At 54.1% G+C, this 18,562-nt stretch carries 15 protein-coding genes; 13 read left to right on the plus strand and 2 right to left on the minus strand.

Annotation, left to right across the window (positions count from 1 at the left end; genetic code table 11):
• Positions 1–9: 9 nt before the first annotated feature.
• From BLO43_RS17295 to BLO43_RS15050, 9 genes are all read left to right on the plus strand, one after another.
• Entirely contained in the window at positions 10–156 is a 147-nt protein-coding gene (locus tag BLO43_RS17295) for a hypothetical protein (protein WP_368086144.1), read from the plus strand.
• A gap of 202 nt (positions 157–358) precedes the next feature.
• On the plus strand, positions 359–1,444 hold the full coding sequence (locus BLO43_RS15015) for an urease accessory protein UreH domain-containing protein (RefSeq protein ID WP_090907786.1): 1,086 nt from the start codon (positions 359–361) through the stop codon (positions 1,442–1,444).
• Between the two features lie 44 nt (positions 1,445–1,488).
• The gene (locus tag BLO43_RS15020) at positions 1,489–3,897 is read left to right on the plus strand and encodes a heavy metal translocating P-type ATPase (RefSeq protein WP_090907764.1); all 2,409 of its coding nucleotides are present in this window, start codon (positions 1,489–1,491) and stop codon (positions 3,895–3,897) included.
• Positions 3,898–3,936: 39 nt separating this feature from the next.
• A complete protein-coding gene (locus BLO43_RS15025; protein WP_090907765.1) occupies positions 3,937–4,146 on the plus strand; it encodes a heavy-metal-associated domain-containing protein in 210 nt (69 codons plus the stop codon).
• Positions 4,130–4,456, plus strand: coding sequence for a metal-sensitive transcriptional regulator (locus BLO43_RS15030; protein WP_368086149.1), 327 nt, complete (start codon positions 4,130–4,132; stop codon positions 4,454–4,456). Before BLO43_RS15025 ends, BLO43_RS15030 begins: the two co-directional genes overlap by 17 nt.
• 84 nt (positions 4,457–4,540) lie before the next feature.
• Positions 4,541–5,272 (plus strand): c-type cytochrome, encoded by a 732-nt coding sequence (locus BLO43_RS15035; RefSeq protein ID WP_175443988.1) that lies wholly within the window; start codon positions 4,541–4,543, stop codon positions 5,270–5,272.
• Positions 5,269–6,543: a c-type cytochrome gene (locus BLO43_RS15040; protein ID WP_090907766.1), complete on the plus strand. Its 1,275-nt coding sequence runs from the start codon at positions 5,269–5,271 to the stop codon at positions 6,541–6,543. The genes BLO43_RS15035 and BLO43_RS15040 overlap by 4 nt, the downstream gene beginning before the upstream one ends.
• 81 nt (positions 6,544–6,624) lie before the next feature.
• On the plus strand, positions 6,625–7,707 hold the full coding sequence (locus BLO43_RS15045; protein ID WP_090907788.1) for a DNA topoisomerase IB: 1,083 nt from the start codon (positions 6,625–6,627) through the stop codon (positions 7,705–7,707).
• Positions 7,708–8,098: 391 nt separating this feature from the next.
• The gene (locus BLO43_RS15050) at positions 8,099–8,590 is read left to right on the plus strand and encodes a hypothetical protein (RefSeq protein WP_090907767.1); all 492 of its coding nucleotides are present in this window, start codon (positions 8,099–8,101) and stop codon (positions 8,588–8,590) included.
• A 422-nt stretch (positions 8,591–9,012) separates the two neighbouring features.
• Here the strand turns inward: BLO43_RS15050 and BLO43_RS15055 are convergent, their stop codons facing one another.
• Entirely contained in the window at positions 9,013–9,399 is a 387-nt protein-coding gene (locus BLO43_RS15055) for a hypothetical protein (RefSeq protein ID WP_090907768.1), read from the minus strand.
• 275 nt (positions 9,400–9,674) lie between these two features.
• Between BLO43_RS15055 and BLO43_RS15060 the strand changes: the two genes are divergently transcribed.
• The 4 genes from BLO43_RS15060 (at position 9,675) to BLO43_RS15075 (ending at position 17,510) form a co-directional block, all read left to right on the plus strand.
• Positions 9,675–10,712 carry a methyltransferase gene (locus BLO43_RS15060; RefSeq protein ID WP_217628087.1) on the plus strand — a complete coding sequence of 346 codons (1,038 nt, stop codon included), beginning with the start codon at positions 9,675–9,677 and terminating at the stop codon, positions 10,710–10,712.
• A gap of 140 nt (positions 10,713–10,852) precedes the next feature.
• Positions 10,853–13,354 carry a TonB-dependent receptor gene (locus BLO43_RS15065; RefSeq protein ID WP_254773503.1) on the plus strand — a complete coding sequence of 834 codons (2,502 nt, stop codon included), beginning with the start codon at positions 10,853–10,855 and terminating at the stop codon, positions 13,352–13,354.
• Positions 13,355–13,931: 577 nt separating this feature from the next.
• Positions 13,932–14,618 carry a PEP-CTERM sorting domain-containing protein gene (locus BLO43_RS15070; protein ID WP_090907771.1) on the plus strand — a complete coding sequence of 229 codons (687 nt, stop codon included), beginning with the start codon at positions 13,932–13,934 and terminating at the stop codon, positions 14,616–14,618.
• Positions 14,619–14,903: 285 nt separating this feature from the next.
• Positions 14,904–17,510, plus strand: coding sequence for a tetratricopeptide repeat protein (locus BLO43_RS15075; RefSeq protein ID WP_090907772.1), 2,607 nt, complete (start codon positions 14,904–14,906; stop codon positions 17,508–17,510).
• A 66-nt stretch (positions 17,511–17,576) separates the two neighbouring features.
• Here BLO43_RS15075 and BLO43_RS15080 read toward each other — a convergent pair whose 3' ends face one another.
• Positions 17,577–18,518 (minus strand): DMT family transporter, encoded by a 942-nt coding sequence (locus BLO43_RS15080; RefSeq protein ID WP_254773504.1) that lies wholly within the window; start codon positions 18,516–18,518, stop codon positions 17,577–17,579.
• Positions 18,519–18,562 lie beyond the last annotated feature (44 nt).

Genomic DNA, 18,562 nt, shown 5'->3' on the forward strand with positions numbered 1-18,562 from the left:
GGCGATGAAATCGACTTCCGTTTCAACATCCACGTCAACCGCCAACAGGATATCCTGGTCGGCTATTCGAAACTCTTTGCCGGCAATTTCCTCAAAGCCACCGCTCCAGGCGTCTCGCCGGATCTCTTCTATGTCCAATACAATATGAGATTCTGATAGGCGTCAGATGTTGATTTCATATACCCTAACAGGGTATTGACATATACCCTCCCATAGTATACAGTGGAATCGAAATTGTGAGAAACCACTCGATAACTCGCTTCAAGGCACGTACTCTCACTTGGGCGCGAAATCTGGTGGATTTCCGGAAGCGGATCAAATTGATGATATCGTTAACGAAAGCGTTAGGGTATACAAAATGGCTGCCAAATCGGCTCATCTGAAAGTCAAAGGTATGCACTGCACCGGTTGCGAGGAAACCATCGAGAATGCGGTGGGTCACTTGCCTGGCATACGGAAAGTCAATGCAGACTATGTCAAACAAACTGTCGATATTGAGTTCGACAGCAAATCCATCGGGGAAAGCGGCATTCGGCATGCGATCGAAGAAAAAGGTTATGAATTCGAAAGTGCATTCACGGAATCTTCCGGCCACGCGATACGAAATGCACTGATTTTTCTCACCTTCCTGCTGGTGGTGGGTGGCATGACATTCTGGGGCAAGAGCATGATCCCGGGTTTAGTGGGAGAGATGAGTCCTCAACTTGGCTACGCCATGCTGTTCTCTATCGGATTCTTTACCGGGTTTCACTGTATCGGCATGTGCGGCGGTTTTGTGGTGGGTTATGCGGCGGCTATCGAACCACGCACCGCCAGTACCACGGCAATGGCGCATCTGATGTACGCCACCGGTAAAACAGCGTCTTATACGGCTATCGGCGGCAGTTTGGGACTGCTGGGTTCCCTCATGGCCTTCACCCCCGTCATGCGGGGTGCCGTCACACTCGCGGCCAGTCTTTTCGTAATCATCTATGGCCTCAAGATGCTGAATGTGTTCCCCATATTGCGCAACTTCACCCTGCGTTTGCCCCGGTTTGTCGTGCGAGGCGTATCGAATGAATTGCGTCAGCGGCGCAGCCCCTTATCCATCGGGCTTTTAAATGGCTTAATGCTGGGTTGCGGTCCGTTGCAAGCGATGTACATTATGGCCGCCGGTACCGGTAGCGCCCAGGAAGGCGCTACGATGCTGTTCTTTTTTGGTCTAGGCACCCTGGTGCCGCTTCTAAGTTTCGGGCTGATCGCCAGTTCCGTATCACGCGATATCATCAATTTGCTGGTACGTGCATCCGCCATCATGGTTATCGCCATGGGCCTGATGATGGCGGATCGGGGACTCAAACTGACCGGGTCCGGTTATGACTTCAACTCGCTGTCGGCCCGCTGGCAGCAGGCAACACCCGCGGATAATCATCTTGAATCAGGTGGCACTACCCGGCAGCGTTAAGTGGCGCGAAGCCATGAATGAGACCAGATGGATGGCAAATATCTATGAACACACTCGCACTTAAACAACTCGAACTGCCCATCGAAGGCATGACCTGCACTGCCTGCGCGGCGCGCATCGAAAAGAATCTGAACAAGCTGCCGGGCGTGCGTGCGGTGGTCAACTTCGCCAACGAAAAAGCGCGCGTGGAATTCGATGACACAGCCACTCTGCCTGAAGAGCTGGTCCGCTCGATCGAGAAAGCGGGGTTTCATGTCACGCCACAATCGGTACAACTGCAAATCAGTGGAATGACATGCGCCGCATGCAGCGGACGTATCGAAAAGGCGCTGAACAAACTGCCCGGCGTTACCGCCACCGTCAATCTGGCTACGGAAATAGCGCACGTCAGCCTGAACCCCGGCACCAGTGCGACGATGGTGAATGACCTGATCGCCGCCGTTGCCAAAGCAGGCTATGGCGCCCGAGAAATCAGTGAGGCCAGCCGGGCCGAGGAGAAAGCACGGAAACTTGCCGCGTACCATGCGGAACTTCGCATGTTCTGGATTTCGGCGGCGCTTACCTTGCCGCTGATGCTGCAGATGGGTCCCATGTTCTGGGGCGACCATGCGGAATTCGTACCGCGCTGGCTGCAGCTTCTGCTGGCAACACCGGTGCAGTTCTGGGTTGGCAAGCGCTTCTATATCGCCGCGTGGCATGCATTGCGCGGGGGCGGCGCCAACATGGATGTGCTAGTCGCACTGGGCACCAGCATGGCATACTTTTTCAGCGCGGTGGTTACGTTGCTGTCACTGGATCAGCATGTCTATTTCGAGGCAAGCGCGGCCATCATCACTTTGGTACTGTTGGGCAAGCTGATGGAAGCCCGCGCCAAGGGCAAAACTTCAGCGGCCATTGAAGCCCTTATCAAGTTGCAGCCAAAAACCGCCCGGGTGGAGCGCGACGGCGCAATCGTCGAAGTCGACGCAAGCTCGCTCAAGGTGGGCGATATTTTTATCGTGCGCCCCGGCGAGAATCTGCCGGTGGATGGCACTGTCATCGAAGGCGCCTCCAGTGTGAATGAGGCGATGCTGACCGGCGAAAGTCTGCCCGTCACAAAACAGACGGGGGCCAGGGTGTATGCGGCCACCCTGAACCAGCAGGGGCTGCTCAAATGCCGCGCCACCAGTGTCGGCACGCATACCCAGCTTGCAGCCATTATTCATCTGGTGGAGGAAGCGCAGGGCTCCAAGGCACCGATCCAGCGATTGGCCGATGTCATTTCGGGCATATTCGTGCCGGTGGTGGTGATCATCAGTACCCTGACGCTGATCTTTACATGGTGGCTGGCGGGCGAATTTGTTCCGGCACTCGTCAACGCCGTGGCGGTACTCGTCATTGCCTGTCCCTGTGCATTGGGACTGGCCACGCCAACCGCGATCATGGTCGGAGCGGGGCGCGGCGCGCAAGCTGGCGTGCTGGTAAAAAATGCCGCCGCGCTGGAGCAGGCGGAGAAAATTCAGGTGTTGATCGTGGACAAAACCGGCACGCTCACGGAAGGTAAACCGGCGGTTACGGATATTGTTCCGGCACGATCGAGCTCAGCGCACGCGCTGATGCAGGTTGCCGCGACACTGGAACAAGGCTCGGAACATCCCCTGGCAAAAGCGGTGATGGAACGTGCGGTCAGCATGAATATCCGGCCCCAGACAGTAACCGATTTTACCGCTGTCACAGGTAGCGGAATCACGGCCCGCATCGATGGCATTGACTATATCCTCGGTTCACCCAGATTTCTACAGGAACATGGCGTGCTGGCGAATGACGATTCGATAGCTGTTCTCCAGGGCGAAGGTAAAACCGTCATAGGCGTGGCCGCGTCGCCCAAAGGTACTTTGGGTACTTTCGAAGTTCTCGGTTATCTTGCCATTGCCGACCGGTTGCGCAGCACTTCCGTACAAGCGGTAAGACGACTGCAATCAATGGGTGTCGAAGTCATCATGCTGACCGGCGATAATCCCGCCACTGCCGCTGCCATTGCGAAGCAGGTTGGGATTAGCACTTATCGCGCCGAGGTGCTGCCGCAAGACAAAGCCGCCGAAGTGAAAAAGATGAAGATGGGCGGCAAATTCATAGGCATGGTGGGCGACGGCATCAACGATGCCCCGGCACTGGCTGCGGCCGACGTAGGTTTCGCCATCGGCGCGGGTTCCGACGTGGCGATTGAAGCCGCCGACATCACCCTCATGCGTAATGACTTGATGAGCGTGGCTGACGCCATTTCGCTCTCGCGCGCAACGCTGGGAAAAATCCGCCAGAATCTATTCTTTGCCTTCATCTACAACGTACTGGGCATACCCCTGGCGGCGATAGGATTGCTTAATCCCGTAATCGCGGGTGCGGCAATGGCAATGAGTTCGGTATCGGTAGTCAGCAATTCACTGTTGCTGAAACGATGGCGGGCGGGTACGTGAGCGGAACATTCATTCAACTTAACTAAAAGGAGTCATGAAATGCAAACGGAAATCATAAAAATCAAGGGAATGACCTGCATGGGCTGTGTCAACAGCGTGAAAAATGTATTGGAGAAGATACCTGGCGTGAATGGTGCGGATGTTTCTCTTGAACAGAAACAGGCCGTGATCCAGTACGACGCAGTCACAACCAGTCCTAACCAGTTCAAGGATGCTATCAAGGAGGCCGGTTTTGAAGTCGTCAACTAAAAAGTTGTCTCCTGGAAAGGAACCGTGCCATGCGCCGCAGATGGTGGTGCAACCTGACAAGGAAGCCCTGATGAAGCGCCTCAACCGCATCGAGGGTCAGGTGCGCGGCGTCAACAAGATGATAGCGGAAGATCGTTATTGCGTGGATATCCTGAACCAGGTCTCCGCGCTGCAATCCGCGCTTGACGCCGTCGCTATGCTGTTATTGGAGAATCATACCCACGGCTGCATGCAAGGTGCCATCAAGTCGGGTAAAGGCGATGAGGCAATAGATGAACTGATGGCAGTAGTACGGAAATTCGCACGGTAGCAGTGGCGGCAAAGCATGGTATTTCAGGCTGGCTACTCGCTGCTGTCGTGCGCCCGATAAAGACGAACGGTAGTAGGAAACGTAATGACACGATTTGTCCTGATTGCTTTTTTGTTGTTTGCCGGGCCCGCTATCACCGCCAATATTCCCCCGGTTGATGCGCCTGACACGATGGCTGAGCGCGTAAAAGCCTGTATTGCCTGTCATGGTCCGGAGGACAAGGAGGGCCGGGATGCGTATTATCCACGGATCGCGGGCAAGCCTGAAGGCTATCTTTTCAATCAATTGCGCAATTTTCGGGACGGCCGGCGCCATTACCGGCCCATGGGATTGTTGCTGGAAAATTTGCCCGATCAATACCTGCGGGATATGGCCACCTATTTCGCTTCGCTGAAACAGGCTTTTCCCCCGCCCGAGCCGCTGACCTCCTCGCCCACCGAAATCAAACTGGCTCGAAGACTCGTAACGCTGGGCGATCCCGCACGAAAAATACCCGCCTGCGTTGAATGTCATGGCAAGGACCTGATGGGAACCGCGCCTTTCATCCCCGGCCTGCTGGGTCTGCCACGCGTCTACATTATCGCCCAGTTCGGCAACTGGCAGAATGGCGGCTTGATGCGAGGACAGACACCCGACTGCATGTCGGAAATTGCAAAACAGCTTACTACCGACGAAGCAAGCGCCATTGCAGCGTGGCTAGCCGCGCAGCCGGTCTCCGAAACCGCTTTGAAGCATGAAGGCCCGGTGGCAGCCCTTCCCGACAAACTCGCCAAGCGCTGCGGCAGCATCGTCCTGCAATCCGAGGGATCGCGATGAAACCTGTTGTCATCGCTGCCGCACTTGCCGGGCTCATAGGCCTTGGCCTGTTCCTGGCGCCGATGAATCGGCCACCGGTGAACGAATCACCGGTGTCAAAGACTGAGGACCCCGCAATCCTACAGGCAAAGGGTGCCTACCTCGCGCAAGCCGGAAATTGCATGGGATGCCATACCGCTCAGGATGGCAGGCCTTACGCGGGGGGCCATGTCCTTGCCACGTCAATCGGAACATTCATCACGCCTAATATCACGCCCGATCCGGAAACCGGCATCGGACAATGGACCGAACAGGATTTCTGGCGCGCACTGCATGACGGCAAGGCACGCGACGGCAGCCCCTTATACCCGGCTTTTCCCTACACGGATTACACAAAGGTGACACGCGAGGATGCCGATGCGATCTTCGCCTACCTTCAATCACTTCCCCCCGTCTCGCAACGCAATCCGCCGAGCCGGATCAATTTCCCCTTCAATCTGCGCCCGCTCCTGTATGTCTGGCGCGCCCTCTACTTCGAGCAAGGCGTTTATAAACCCGAGACCGCAAAGAACGATGAATGGAACCGTGGCGCTTATCTCGTGCAAGGGCTCGGACATTGCAATGCGTGCCACACAACGCGAAATCCGCTGGGTGTGAGCCAGGGCAATGTGCTGGGAGGAGGACAACTCATGGGTTCGAACTGGTATGCACCCTCCCTGACGTCCCTCCAGGAGGGCAGTGCCTCGGATTGGCCGATGGATGATATCGTCCAACTACTCAAGACAGGCCTGTCATCCCGGGCAGTCGCAACAGGGCCGATGGCCGATGTCGTCAGCCAAAGCCTGCAGTATCTGACGCCGGATGATGCTCGCGCCATGGCTACCTACCTCAAATCACTGCCCGGAAGCGCTCCACATTCCAGGGGAACAGCCCCTGAGCTTACCGATGAGGTGGATAGGCAGCTTCGGCGCGGCGGCGAGATTTACGAGAAATATTGTCAGGATTGCCATGGAAGCTTCGGGCAAGGTGCGCCCGGCATTTATCCGGCGCTGGCAGGCAACCGTGGCGTCACCCTTGCCGCTCCGATTAACGCAATTCGCAGCATACTCAATGGCGGTTATGCACCCGTCACGGAAAGCAGCCCGCGCCCCTATGGCATGCCGCCGTTTGCGCAAATCCTGCCTGATGAAGAGATCGCGCTGGTCTTATCGTATATTCGTAACGCATGGGGCAATCGTGGCAGCCTGGTAACGGCGGTCCAGGTCGACCAGAGCAGGAAGGGTGCGCAGTGAGCCTGAATCGGGTGATTGACCGTTCAAAAGGTTGCAGCGTCCCTGAGCCGCATTCCTGCCACCATATGGGAGCGCAGGCGCATGACGGTTCAGCATGACAAGAATGGATCAGGCACCCTGGCGTTGGCGTTGAATGACCTGGCCGCACAGGCGGCAGCGGCAGGGCTATTATACGTTTCGGATAATGAGCCCGGCATCCGGAGGATACGGCGTGGGCGCGGATTTCATTACATCGATCCCGATAAGAAAACACTGATCGATAAGGGTGAGCTTGAACGTATCGCCAGGCTGGCAATCCCTCCGGCCTATACGGACGTATGGATCTGCCTTCACGCGCAGGGCCATTTACAGGCAACAGGGATCGATGCGCGCAAGCGTAAGCAGTATCGTTATCACCCCGACTGGCGTGCGGCGCGCGACAGTATCAAATTTGATCGAATGGTAGAATTCGGCGAAGCACTGCCTGGGCTTCGGCAATGCTTGCAGCGTGACCTGAGGCGGCGAGGTCTGCCCCGGGAAAAAATTCTGGCAGCTATCGTAAGCTTGCTGGATACCACCCGGGTACGAATTGGCAATCTGTCCTATGCACACGACAATCGCAGCTTCGGCCTCACCACGCTACGTAAACGTCATCTTGCTTCCATCAGCCAGCGGCACGCATGGCTGAAATTCCGCGGCAAGAGCGGTGTCGAACATGAAGTCGATGTCGATAACCCGCGTATCGTCAAAATCATACGGGATTGCCAGCAATTGCGCGGTCAGCATCTTTTCAAATACCTGGATGAGGCAGGCAAGCCCCATCCCATAGCCTCGGAGCACGTAAACGGCTACCTGCGCGAAACCATGGGTGCCGAATTTACTGCCAAGGATTTCCGGACATGGGGCGCTACGCTGAGAGCATTTGAGCTGATGCTGGATACGCCATTGCCCGAACTTCCAACAAAACGTGCCCTCAGAACCTGCATCGTCATCGCAATAAAAAAGGTTGCTGAAGAGTTGCGCAATACCGTTGCAGTCTGCCGAAAATCCTACATTAATCCCCTCATATTCTCCGCCTGGCAAACAGGCATTCTCCATCAGTGCATGCGCGAGGAATCGGAGGGCATCCACAGAGAATTGGAGTGCATGGCTCTCGCATTTCTTCGTCGAGCGCAGTCTGAATAACGCTCCGGCACATACTTCGCACCAGCAAAACAACTCCGCCGAGCCGGCGAATCAACGAGTCAATGCGGCAAAATGACGCATGTGGCATATTGCCGCACCATGGAATTGATGGATATCAACCCTGTCTAATTCTCATCTGGACTCATTCAGCGAAACGCTGGAAACCAGTCGGCAGCCGGTTTTTTTACAGCACCCCACATAGACTGCGGGATCAATCATATGACAATTTATTGTTTGTTATCTTTTATCCGGAATATCTTTTTGTTTAACGCAACATATACCCTATATAGGTATTGACATATACCCCCACAAGGTATACAGTCAAACCGTAAAGAATCAGGAATCACTCATGAAACTGAACCGAATTTTGCATAATCCCAGGAGAACATAAATGAACACATTACGAGTCGCTACGTTTTTGATTGGCACCGCGCTGATGGGGGCATCCCTGTTTGCCGCCGCACATACCGAAGAATATTTTGATTCCGTCGAGTCGCCCCATGGCGGACAGATGCGGATGTCCGGGCCTTATCATCTGGAGCTTGTCGCCAAGGATAAGGAAATCGTGCTTTACGTGATGGATCATGCCAATAGCAAGCTGAGCGCCGAAGGCGGCTCGGGGAAGGCGACTATTCAAACCGGTAAAGACAAAACCAGAACCTCGGTCAAACTGGAGCAGGCGGGCGACAATATCCTCAAAGGGACAGGTGAATTTTCCATCAAGCCTGAAACAGTAGTCACCGTATTCGTTGAACTCCCGGGGCAGGAAGCATACTCAGCCAGTTTTACCCCACTCAAACCCAAGGCCAAGCTCGCCATGAAAACCAAAGCTGCCAAGCCAGAGGCGGATGGTGGTGATCCGCATCACCATACACACCACTGACCAGACCTGATTGGTTTGATAGTCAAGTACACACCACTGACCAGACCTGATTGGTTTGATAGTCAAGCAAAGAACCCGTCATTCTTGACGGGTTTATCCTAGGGCCTGTTAACACTTATTTCGCACCCGCGTTGCAAAAAAAAACGCGGAGGCAAGGCGCGAAGCGCAGGCCATAGCAGCCCTATGGCCAAGCTTCGTAACGCGGCATCCGCGTTTTTTGTGCGCAACCCGAAGGGACGGGATGGATTTCATCCAGCCCTTCGTTACTCGCCGCTTACGGAGGCCTGCTCCGCCGCACGACTCTGCCTCGTGCTGGATGAAATCCGTCGCCGTCGCGGGTGCGAAATAAGTGTTAACAGGCCTTAAATCCGCTCACACCTTGTCCCATCCTCTATGAATTCACGTCCGTTGAATTCGGCCATTCATACAGGCTCCCCTTTCACCAGGGAAAGTTTGGTATCAGCCAGCAGGTTGCAAAGCAATCTCTGGAAAGAGGTGTCTCCCTTCAGCACGGCGCGAGCATCAATGACAAGACGCAGACGACCGCTTTGCAGCCTCAGTAGCTTCAGATAACTGGGGAAAAAATGATGAGCGGGTACAGCGATGCCGGAACCCGGGCATTTGGGGGGATAACCGACCCACTCCGGCACCAATCCAGACTGGCGCAGGGTGACTTCCGATTCCTCGAACACATATGCGGTAATGCCGATAGCGTCGCTCTTCCAGCGGCTTATCGGTATGAGAAGCGGCACCGCCTGAGGAATCGACTTCGCGATTTGCGTGGAAACGCGCTTGGATTGACCTTCCATGACATCACTCCTCCGTAAGCAATTCAAGACTTGCCATTCACTCCGGCGCGGTTTCCGTTACCGGAGATATGTCGCCGCCAAGTGCCCTATCATTCATCTTACGGATTTTGGGCACGTTGAAAATTGTACTGAAGTACATCCATGAAATCTTGTGCCCGGCTATTTCACCGGATCGCGAAAATAATGGGTAAAAAAAATCCCGAGACGGGTTAAAAATGTAGCAGAATTTGTTGTTATGCAATAACAGCTAATTGAAGCAGATATATTCCATTACAATGACTTGTTCATCTGGAGCCATCATGCAGGATCACCCTACCCCCGAAAAAATATTGCAGACCGGCATGGCTTTCTGGGCATCAAAAACGCTGCTTAGTGCTGTCGAGATGGGCGTTTTCACCGAGTTGTCGCGCGGACCCATGAGCCTGGATTCGCTCAGCGAAAGGCTCGGTCTGCATCCCCGCTCGGCACATGATTTCCTTGATGCGTTGCTGGCGCTCGGCTTCCTCAAGCGCGAGGGCGGCCACTACAGCAATACGCCTGAGACCGATCTGTTTCTCGACCGGAATAAGCCATCCTACATAGGCGGCATTCTTGAGATGGCGAATCACCGCCTCTATCCATTTTGGGCTGATCTCACCGAGGCGTTACGCACCGGTCAGCCGCAGAACGAGTGCAAGACCGGCGGCGCCGGCCTTTTTGAAACACTTTATGCTGATCCCGCACGCCTGAAGGAATTTCTCTCCGCGATGACCGGTGTCAGCCATGCATCCAATACCGTGATCGCCCGTCTTTTTCCCTGGAAAGATTACCAAACGTTTATCGATGTAGGCACTGCACAGGGAGACCTTGCCGTACAGATTGCGCTCGCCAACCCTCACCTGCGCGGGGTGGGATTTGATTTGCCCGAAGTTACGCCAATCTTTCAGCAATACACCGCAGCCATGAGCGTCGCAGACCGGCTCACGTTCATGCCGGGCGATTTCTTCAAGCATGATCTCCCGAAAGCAGACGTTGTGCTGATGGGACATATCCTGCACGACTGGGATCTGCCCACCAAAAAAATGCTCATCCGGAAAGCGTTCGAAGCTATTCCCGTAGGCGGTGCCCTTATTGTCTACGAGACCATCATTGACGATGACCGTTCACAGAATGCCTTCGGGTTAATGATGAGCCTGAACATGCTGATCGAAACGCCAGGAGGTTTCGATTACACGGGTGCTGACTGCAAGGCCTGGATGAGTGAGGCCGGGTTCCCCATCACACGCGTCGAGCCGCTGACCGGACCGGATTCCATGGTTATCGGAATCAAATAGAACGAGGGGCTAGTTCGGGGTGCGGCAATTTGTCGCATTCCTGCGCCAGCCAAAATGCATTATTCTCGCGCTCCAGCTTATTGCGAGAGGATGTTGTGCGCTGGATTCGACATGTTACGGCTATAAAGCAAAAACCTGTCTTGCTTACTCTGGCAGGTCTGTTTTGCGCATCTTCTGTCTGGGCAGCTGGCGAAGCCAAGCCGCCGGTAAAAGATGCGGCCAAATCTGTAGCTCCAGCAGAAAAAAAACCAACCGCTGCCGCATCCTCCCCCTTACCGGAAACACCCAAGGATACTGATGTAACGCCCACTCCTGACGAAAAGAAAACACCTACCGGTGAGTCTGCAATTAAATTGCCGGAAATGACGATAGGGGGAAAAGTCACGCCAATCGCCAAGCAAACCGACAAAGAGAGATACCGGCTGCCCCAGACAACAGAGAGCATCACCAGGGAAAAGATGGACGCTACCGTCAATATGATGCAGACGGAAGATGCCATCAAATATCTGCCATCCGTGCAAGTACGCAATCGCTATATCGGTGATACCAACGCGCCGGTGGGAACACGCACCTCCGGAACATCCGCCAGTGCGCGCAGCCTGATTTATGCCGACGGTATCCTGCTATCTTCCTTGCTCGGCAATAACAACACAAACACGGGTTCGCCCCGCTGGAATACCGTCTCACCCGGAGAAATCGAACGCATCGATATCATGTATGGGCCCTTTTCGGCCGCCTATCCTGGTAATTCCATAGGTGGCGTGATAAACATCACCACGCGTATGCCGGAAAAATTTGAAGCGGGCGCGGACGTGCAGCAATCTTTCCAGACCTTTAATTTGTATGGCACAAAAGATACTTATCATAACCAAAGGTATTCCGGATACATTGGCCATAAATATAAAGATCTGTCGATGCGCTTCGACTACAGCCATCTCGATGCCCATAGTCAACCCATAACCTTTGCGGTAGCCAATGTACCAAGCACTAGTTCCAGTGCCGGGACGCCGGTAACGGGCGCTTTTTCCGCCGCAACCCCCACAAACATCCCCACCCAAGTGTTGGGCGCTGGAAACATAAATCATACTGTGCAGGACAACTTTAAATGGAAACTGGCCTACGATTTTACGCCGACGATCCGACTCGCCTACACCTTGGGAATGTGGCAGAACAACGCTAGCGCCAAAACGCAAAGTTATCTGAGAGATGCGGCGGGTAATATAGTGGATAGCGGCAACGTTAATATTGACGGCAGGCAATACAATCTATCCGCCGCAAACGCTCCCACTTTCGCTGGGAATAAGGTTGACCAAACAACCTGGTCGCATGGCCTGAATCTCAGGTCCAACACTGGCGGAAAGTTTGACTGGGAGTTGGTAGGTAGCCTGATCGATTTAGGCAAGGATACCGTTCGCGCGCCAACGGTTACTCCGCTCCTTGCGGCCGCCAATGGTGCTGGCAGAACTAATAGCTTGTCCGGCTCCGGTTGGTATACGTTCGATGCCAGGGGTATTTGGCGGCCCCGCGTCGATTTTCTAGGGTTGGGTTATCATGAGGTCAGCTTTGGCGTTCATCATAGCCAATACACTCTGAAGAATCCGGTATACACCACGAGCAACTGGCAAACCGGTGGCGGTACTGGCATCTTTTCAAATTCGATTGGAAAAACCCGAACCGAAGGCTATTGGGTGCAGGACGCCTGGGATTTCCTTCCAAACTGGAATTTCACCTTTGGCGGCCGTTTTGAAAACTGGCACGCTTACGATGGAGTCAACACCACCACTGTTGGCTCTGGACTCCAAACGGTAAACCAAGCTAATAAAAGTGCATTTAATTTTTCCCCTAAGGGCAAGCTAACCTGGAGCCCGATCGATCGAGTAAAAATAGGTGCAGCTATTGGTCAAGCTTACCGCTACCCCACTGCGGCGGAGTTATTCCAAACGTCGATAGTGGGATCTGGCGCCACCGCTATAGCGGTCAACGGTAATCCTAATCTCCGGCCCGAAGATGCCCTCGCCTCCGAGCTTTCTGCCGAGTATTTTCCAGACAAGGGAAGACTGCGTCTCAGTCTGTTCCAGGAACGGGTAAAAAATGCCATTTTTTCCCAGGTCGGGTTAGTTACAAATCCAGACACTGGTGTCTCTCAACAATCAACCTTTATTTCCAATGTTGGTGAAATCGATACTTATGGCATCGAGTTCTCGGGAGAGAAAGCCGATTTTCTCATAAGGGGGCTGGATGTCCTGGGTAATGCCACGTGGGCCGACTCGAAAATCGAGCAGAATGTTGTCGCAGACGCAGCCTCGCCCACTGACGTCAATACGACCGGCAAACGTCAACCCAGAGTTCCCCAGTGGCGGTCCAACGTGGTGGTTTCTTACCGTGCAACCGAAAAATTCACTGTCACAACAATGCTCCGCTACAGCAGCGGTCAGTTTGGTAGATTGGATAACACCGACACCAATGGTTTTTCATATACAGGGCTTACCAGCTACACCGTCGTCGATTTACGCGCAAATTACAGACTCAGCAAGCAAGTGATGATCAGCGCTGGTATCGACAATGTTAACAACGAAAAATACTGGGTCTTTCACCCCATGCCGCAACGGACTTACTTTAGCCAGATACGGTTTAATTATTAGAAGTAATAGTATTGTCGAGTTGACGGATTTCTGCCGCTGGCCAGAAAACCACGCCTATTGATCAGGTCTTGTAAGAACGGGCAGGTCAAGTTTAGCGTAACCCGATAATTCAAGCATTCATACCGGCTCACTTTCACCCCTGGCGACTTCTTCACGCATGATCCCCCAAAGATAGACGTTGTGCGCATGGAGCATATCCTGCATGACGGGGACCTACCCACGAAAAAAACCCATTTGGAAAGCTCTTGAGGCTACCCGCAGACGGCATATCCATCGTTTATGAGACGATGATTGCTCACAAAACGCCTTCGGGTAACGATCCCGCTACTGATCGAAACACCGGGAGGGCCTCTATCACACCAACGCCGGAGCCTCGTGTGGTCGAACGTATACAGGAATCATATTTCAACAATCTCCACGACTTCTTGGGGCTACACCGCTATCCCTGAGGAGCTTACTCCCTCGGATCGATTTCTTTTTGATTCCAGGTGTACTTCAGTCCAATAGAAAATATGCCAGAAATCCGTAGGATGCGAAGTGAGAAACTTTTCTCCATATCGTCCCCATACGGAAAAAAATGAACAACCTATCGAGACTGACCAGCATCTTCGCACTTGTCCTCACCGCTGCATCATCTGCCCACGCGTTACCCATATATACTACGGCGGACTTTTCGGGTGGGGTCACCAACGTAACTAAATTCGGTAGCGACTTGGGACTGCAAAGCACAAATACGTGCAGTGGCTGCCCCGAAGGCTTTGTTGGCGGTCACTTGCTGTTCGACTCCGCTCTCACGCCCGGAGCGGGCAGCGGCGTGGTAACTGTGCCGCTGACATCAGTTGCCGGAACCTCGAACAATCTGATTTTCGATATCATCCTTGGCGGCAATCCGTTGGAATTTCATTTCGGTGATGCGAATACTCAAGGCGGCCCCGCCATTCAGTTTAAAAACGGTGTATTCAACGGTCTTGATTTTGTGCGAGATTTCTCACTCAATGGACAATCCTTCGAACTCAGCATGAATGGCAAAAATTGGGACATAAAAACATTGAATAGTAATGGCGTCTATTCTCAGCTCGCCGCCTCCGGCCATTTAAATACCGGTAACGCCGGCCTGACTAATCAGCAGGTGTTCGAGCAAGTATCAGAGCCAATACCCGACCCATCCGCAGAACTTCCAGCGAGTGTTCCCGAACCCGCCACGCTGACGCTTGTCGGCCTTGGTCTCCTGGGTTTCGCCGCCATACGCCGGCGCCGGCAATAACTTGCCCAAAATAGAGACAACCCCCGCTTCGGCGGGGCATTAACGCTGTCATTTCCAGAATTTGAAACCCGCTACGGCGGGTTTTTTCTTGGAGTTCGGTATCTCCCGGGCATTCAAAAACTCTAACACCTCATAAGCGGCAACACTGCCAATACAGATAGCTTGGAAGTGCTATTTGGGATACGCTCTATGAGGATAAAGGAAGGTAAAGGGCATCGGGTTAAGGTGTCTGGTTCAATCCCAGGTTCATGCTATTCCGAGCCATCATTTTGCATTGATGATCCCATGAAAAAAATTTCGCGCAACAATCCATGTCCCTGTAATAGCGGCAGGAAATACAAGCACTGCTGCCAGCAATCCGAGGAAGCCCGGTCAGCAGCTCAAGTGACAATGCGGGTGGCGAACGGGCACTCCCAGACTCCTTCGTCTGATCCATCTATTCAAGCATATCTCCAGACCGCGATTGAATATCACCAGGCAGGGAATTTACCTCAGGCCGAAGCCATCTATCGTCAAATACTCCAGGCAGCACCGGATCACCCCGGCGTGCTGCACTTCCTGGGGCTCATTGCAAGGCAAGTGGGCAAGAATGAAGCCGCTATCGAACTTATCGGCAAGGCGCTTGCGTTCAAACCCGACTATGCGGAGGCGCACAGCAACCTGGGAAATGCGCTTAAGGATCAGGGCAGGCTGGAGGAAGCGGTCGCCAGTTACCGCAACGCGCTCTCTTTTGCGCCGGGTTTCGCCGAAGTGTACGCCAACCTGGGTAACGCACTTAAGGATCAGGGCAAGCTGGACGAGGCTATTGCCAGTTATCGCAAAGCGCTGATGCTCAAACCGGATTTCGCGGAGATACATTGCCTTCTGGGGAACGCGCTGAACGAACAGGGTAAGCCGGGGGAGGCCGTTACCAGCTATCGCAACGCACTCGCATACAAGACTGATTTTGCCGAAGCATACTGCAACCTGGGAAATGTGTTGAATACACAAGGCAAACTGAACGAAGCAATCGTCAGCTTTGGCCAGGCACTGGTGCTTAAGCCACATTTTGCCGAGGCGCACAGCAACCTGGGGAATGCGCTCAGGGAGCAAGGCAAGCTGGATGAAGCAATTGCCAGTTATCGCAACGCGCTTGCCCACAGGCCGGATTATGCAGAGGCATATGCCAATCTCGGCAATGCGCTCAGGGAGCAAGGCAGGCTGGACGAAGCGATCACGAATTACCAGCGCGCGCTACAAATCAGGGAAAGCCCGCAAATCAAGAGCGGATTCGCGCAATGCATAAAGAATATCTACTTTACACATGAAATTCCTGGTATCCGCTTCCTTGTTGCCCAAGCCATATCCGAACCGTGGGAGCGGCCGGCCGACCTTGCGAACCCGGCCATATCGCTTGTCAAGCTGCATCCAGGCATCAAGGAATGCATAGCCCGGGCCGCCCGCGCATGGCCATCCGGATTATCGCAGCATGAGCTGTTTGGTCCGCCTGGGGCATTCGCCTTTGCTTCGATTTGCGATGACGTGTTGCTTCATCGTTTGCTGGAAAATACCACGGTCTGTGATAGGGAACTGGAACGTTTTCTCACTATGGCAAGAAATGCCCTGCTTGATAAAGCGATCAGCGAAGAAAATTACCCCGTATCAGAAGAAAAGATACTGGCCTTTTATTGTGCGTTGGCGCGACAGTGCTTCATCAACGAATACGTATTTGCCTGGTCCAGCGAAGAATCCAGCCGGGCGCGGTTTCTACGGGATCGCGTTGTCACAGCGCTGGCGGCCGGGTCACGTATCCCCGTGTTATGGCTGGTGGCGGTAGCCGCCTATTTCCCGCTGAATGCTTTGCCATCCATTGAAAGCCTGCTGGATCAATCCTGGCCTGATACCGTCGCTGCATTGTTGGTCCAGCAAGCACGCGAACCCCTGGAAGAGCGGCAATATCACGCCGTCATCCCACGCTTGACCCCCATCGCGGACAACACATCTCGTCAGGTGCAGAAGCAGTACGAAGAAAATCCCTATCCGAGATGGGTAAAATTGCCACCGGGCGGCAGAGCCATCTCGATCGATACCTATCTGAGTAAACGATTTCCTTTTTCGCAGTTCCAGCTAATGGGCCTGACTGACAAAACCGGAGCCAGGAAGAATGAGCCGCTCGAAATTCTGGTAGCCGGATGCGGGACGGGCCAGCATTCGATCGCAACCGCTCAGCGATATCAAAACACCAAAGTTCTTGCTATTGACCTGAGCTTGACAAGCCTCTGCTACGCCAAAAGAAAAACCCGGGAAGCCGGCCTGGAAAACATCGAATATGCGCAGGCCGACATCATGGCGCTCGGCACAACCGATCGAAGGTTTCACATCATCGAATCGGTAGGCGTGCTGCACCATCTTGCAGACCCGATGGCGGGATGGCGTCAACTGCTTTCGTTACTACAGCCCGGTGGATTCATGCGTTTGGGCTTCTACAGCGAGTGTGCGCGTCAGAATGAAGCTGCCGCACAAAATTTCATTACCGGACATGAGTATCAGCCGATCCCGGAAGACATTCGCCGATGCCGCCAGGACCTGATGTCCCTGGAGAATGCCGCTCAGTTCAGGCAAATCTTATCGGCCAGAGACTTTTATGGAATGAGTGAGTGCCGTGACCTGCTGTTTCATGTCCAGGAGCATCGCTACACGCTACCCCAACTCAAAGCAAGTCTCGAAGAACTGCATCTGATCTTTATCGGGTTTTCCCTCGATCCCGGCATCATCAACCAATATGCAGCGCGCTTTCCCGCCGATCGATCGCAGACCGATCTCGACCACTGGCACGTATTCGAGACCGAGAATCCGGATACGTTTACTGCCATGTATCAGTTCTGGGTACAGAAGCGCGGCCAGGAGCCCTGACCCGGATACTTCATCAGACAGGCTCCGAATATTATTGGAAACGGCATGGATAATGGCATTTCCGGCCTAAGGGATCTCTGAATGAGTCTCCGGTTTTGGCAGCCGATTTGCAGGTGCAACAGACTGACGCAGCCGGGCAGCAGCGACACCCGCCATCACAATCAGGCCCATGCCCAGCAGCGCCAGTCCGGTAACGGGGTCGTCGAACAGCAGCACGCCATACAACAGGGACCAGGCGATACCCAGGTACTGCAGGCTGGCAATGACGAGCGTGCCGCCGGTCCTGTAGGCACGTGTCATCAACAGTTGTGCCAGCGTCGCCAATACGCCTACCGCGAGCAACATCCCGAGACCGCGCAGGGTGTGGGCATGCCACCCGCTAATGAGCGATGTCTCCAGGGCGCCGGCGAAAATGCTGCCCACCGAGAAATAAAACACGATGCGCGCCTCCGACTCACCCGCCCTGCCAAGCGCGGTCACCTGCAAATAGGCCATGGCGGCAAGCAAACCCGACAGCAGCCCCATCAGCCCGCCCCATAGTTGATGGGGCTCCATAGTGGGTTGAAGGATACAGACCACACCCAAGAATCCAACAAGCACTGTGCAAACCAGCCGCGCATCCACGCGGCCGCCGCCGACCAAAACCGAGCCCCCAATGAGCAACAGCGCCATCCAGATCGGCGACATATAATTCAGTGTCATCGCGGTGGCAAGCGGCAGTTCGCCTATCGCGTAAAACCAGAGGCCAAGCGCACTGACGCCGGTCAGGCTCCTCCAGGCGTGCATCGCCGGCAGACGGGTGCGAAGCGTCTCGCCTGATGCACGCGTGATCAGCACAACCATCGCGGCACCCACGATACCCCGGTAGAACACGATCTCACCCGTACCGTAACTGGCCGATGCAAACTTGACACACATGCCCATGGTCGCGAAAAACAAAGTAGCGCCGATCATCAGCCCTGACGCCGATAGTTTTTCTTTTGTGTTTGAAATGATGTTAATCGGCAATCTGGCAATCCTTTGAATAAATTATGTATCTCCGTATTTCAAAA

The sequence above is a fragment of the Nitrosospira sp. Nsp13 genome (assembly GCF_900101945.1).
Classification (GTDB): Bacteria; Pseudomonadota; Gammaproteobacteria; order Burkholderiales; family Nitrosomonadaceae; genus Nitrosospira; species Nitrosospira multiformis_D.

What these genes read in the sequence shown, in the direction of transcription:
- BLO43_RS15055 (WP_090907768.1), bottom strand. Translation starts at nt 9,399, where the DNA reads ATGGAAGGTCAATCCAAGCGCGTTTCCACGCAAATCGCGAAGTCGATT.
- BLO43_RS15050 (WP_090907767.1), top strand. Translation starts at nt 8,099, where the DNA reads ATGAACACATTACGAGTCGCTACGTTTTTGATTGGCACCGCGCTGATG.
- BLO43_RS15025 (WP_090907765.1), top strand. Translation starts at nt 3,937, where the DNA reads ATGCAAACGGAAATCATAAAAATCAAGGGAATGACCTGCATGGGCTGT.
- BLO43_RS15070 (WP_090907771.1), top strand. Translation starts at nt 13,932, where the DNA reads ATGAACAACCTATCGAGACTGACCAGCATCTTCGCACTTGTCCTCACC.
- BLO43_RS15020 (WP_090907764.1), top strand. Translation starts at nt 1,489, where the DNA reads ATGAACACACTCGCACTTAAACAACTCGAACTGCCCATCGAAGGCATG.
- BLO43_RS15040 (WP_090907766.1), top strand. Translation starts at nt 5,269, where the DNA reads ATGAAACCTGTTGTCATCGCTGCCGCACTTGCCGGGCTCATAGGCCTT.
- BLO43_RS15075 (WP_090907772.1), top strand. Translation starts at nt 14,904, where the DNA reads ATGAAAAAAATTTCGCGCAACAATCCATGTCCCTGTAATAGCGGCAGG.
- BLO43_RS15015 (WP_090907786.1), top strand. Translation starts at nt 359, where the DNA reads ATGGCTGCCAAATCGGCTCATCTGAAAGTCAAAGGTATGCACTGCACC.
- BLO43_RS15045 (WP_090907788.1), top strand. Translation starts at nt 6,625, where the DNA reads ATGACGGTTCAGCATGACAAGAATGGATCAGGCACCCTGGCGTTGGCG.
- BLO43_RS15060 (WP_217628087.1), top strand. Translation starts at nt 9,675, where the DNA reads ATGACTTGTTCATCTGGAGCCATCATGCAGGATCACCCTACCCCCGAA.
- BLO43_RS15035 (WP_175443988.1), top strand. Translation starts at nt 4,541, where the DNA reads ATGACACGATTTGTCCTGATTGCTTTTTTGTTGTTTGCCGGGCCCGCT.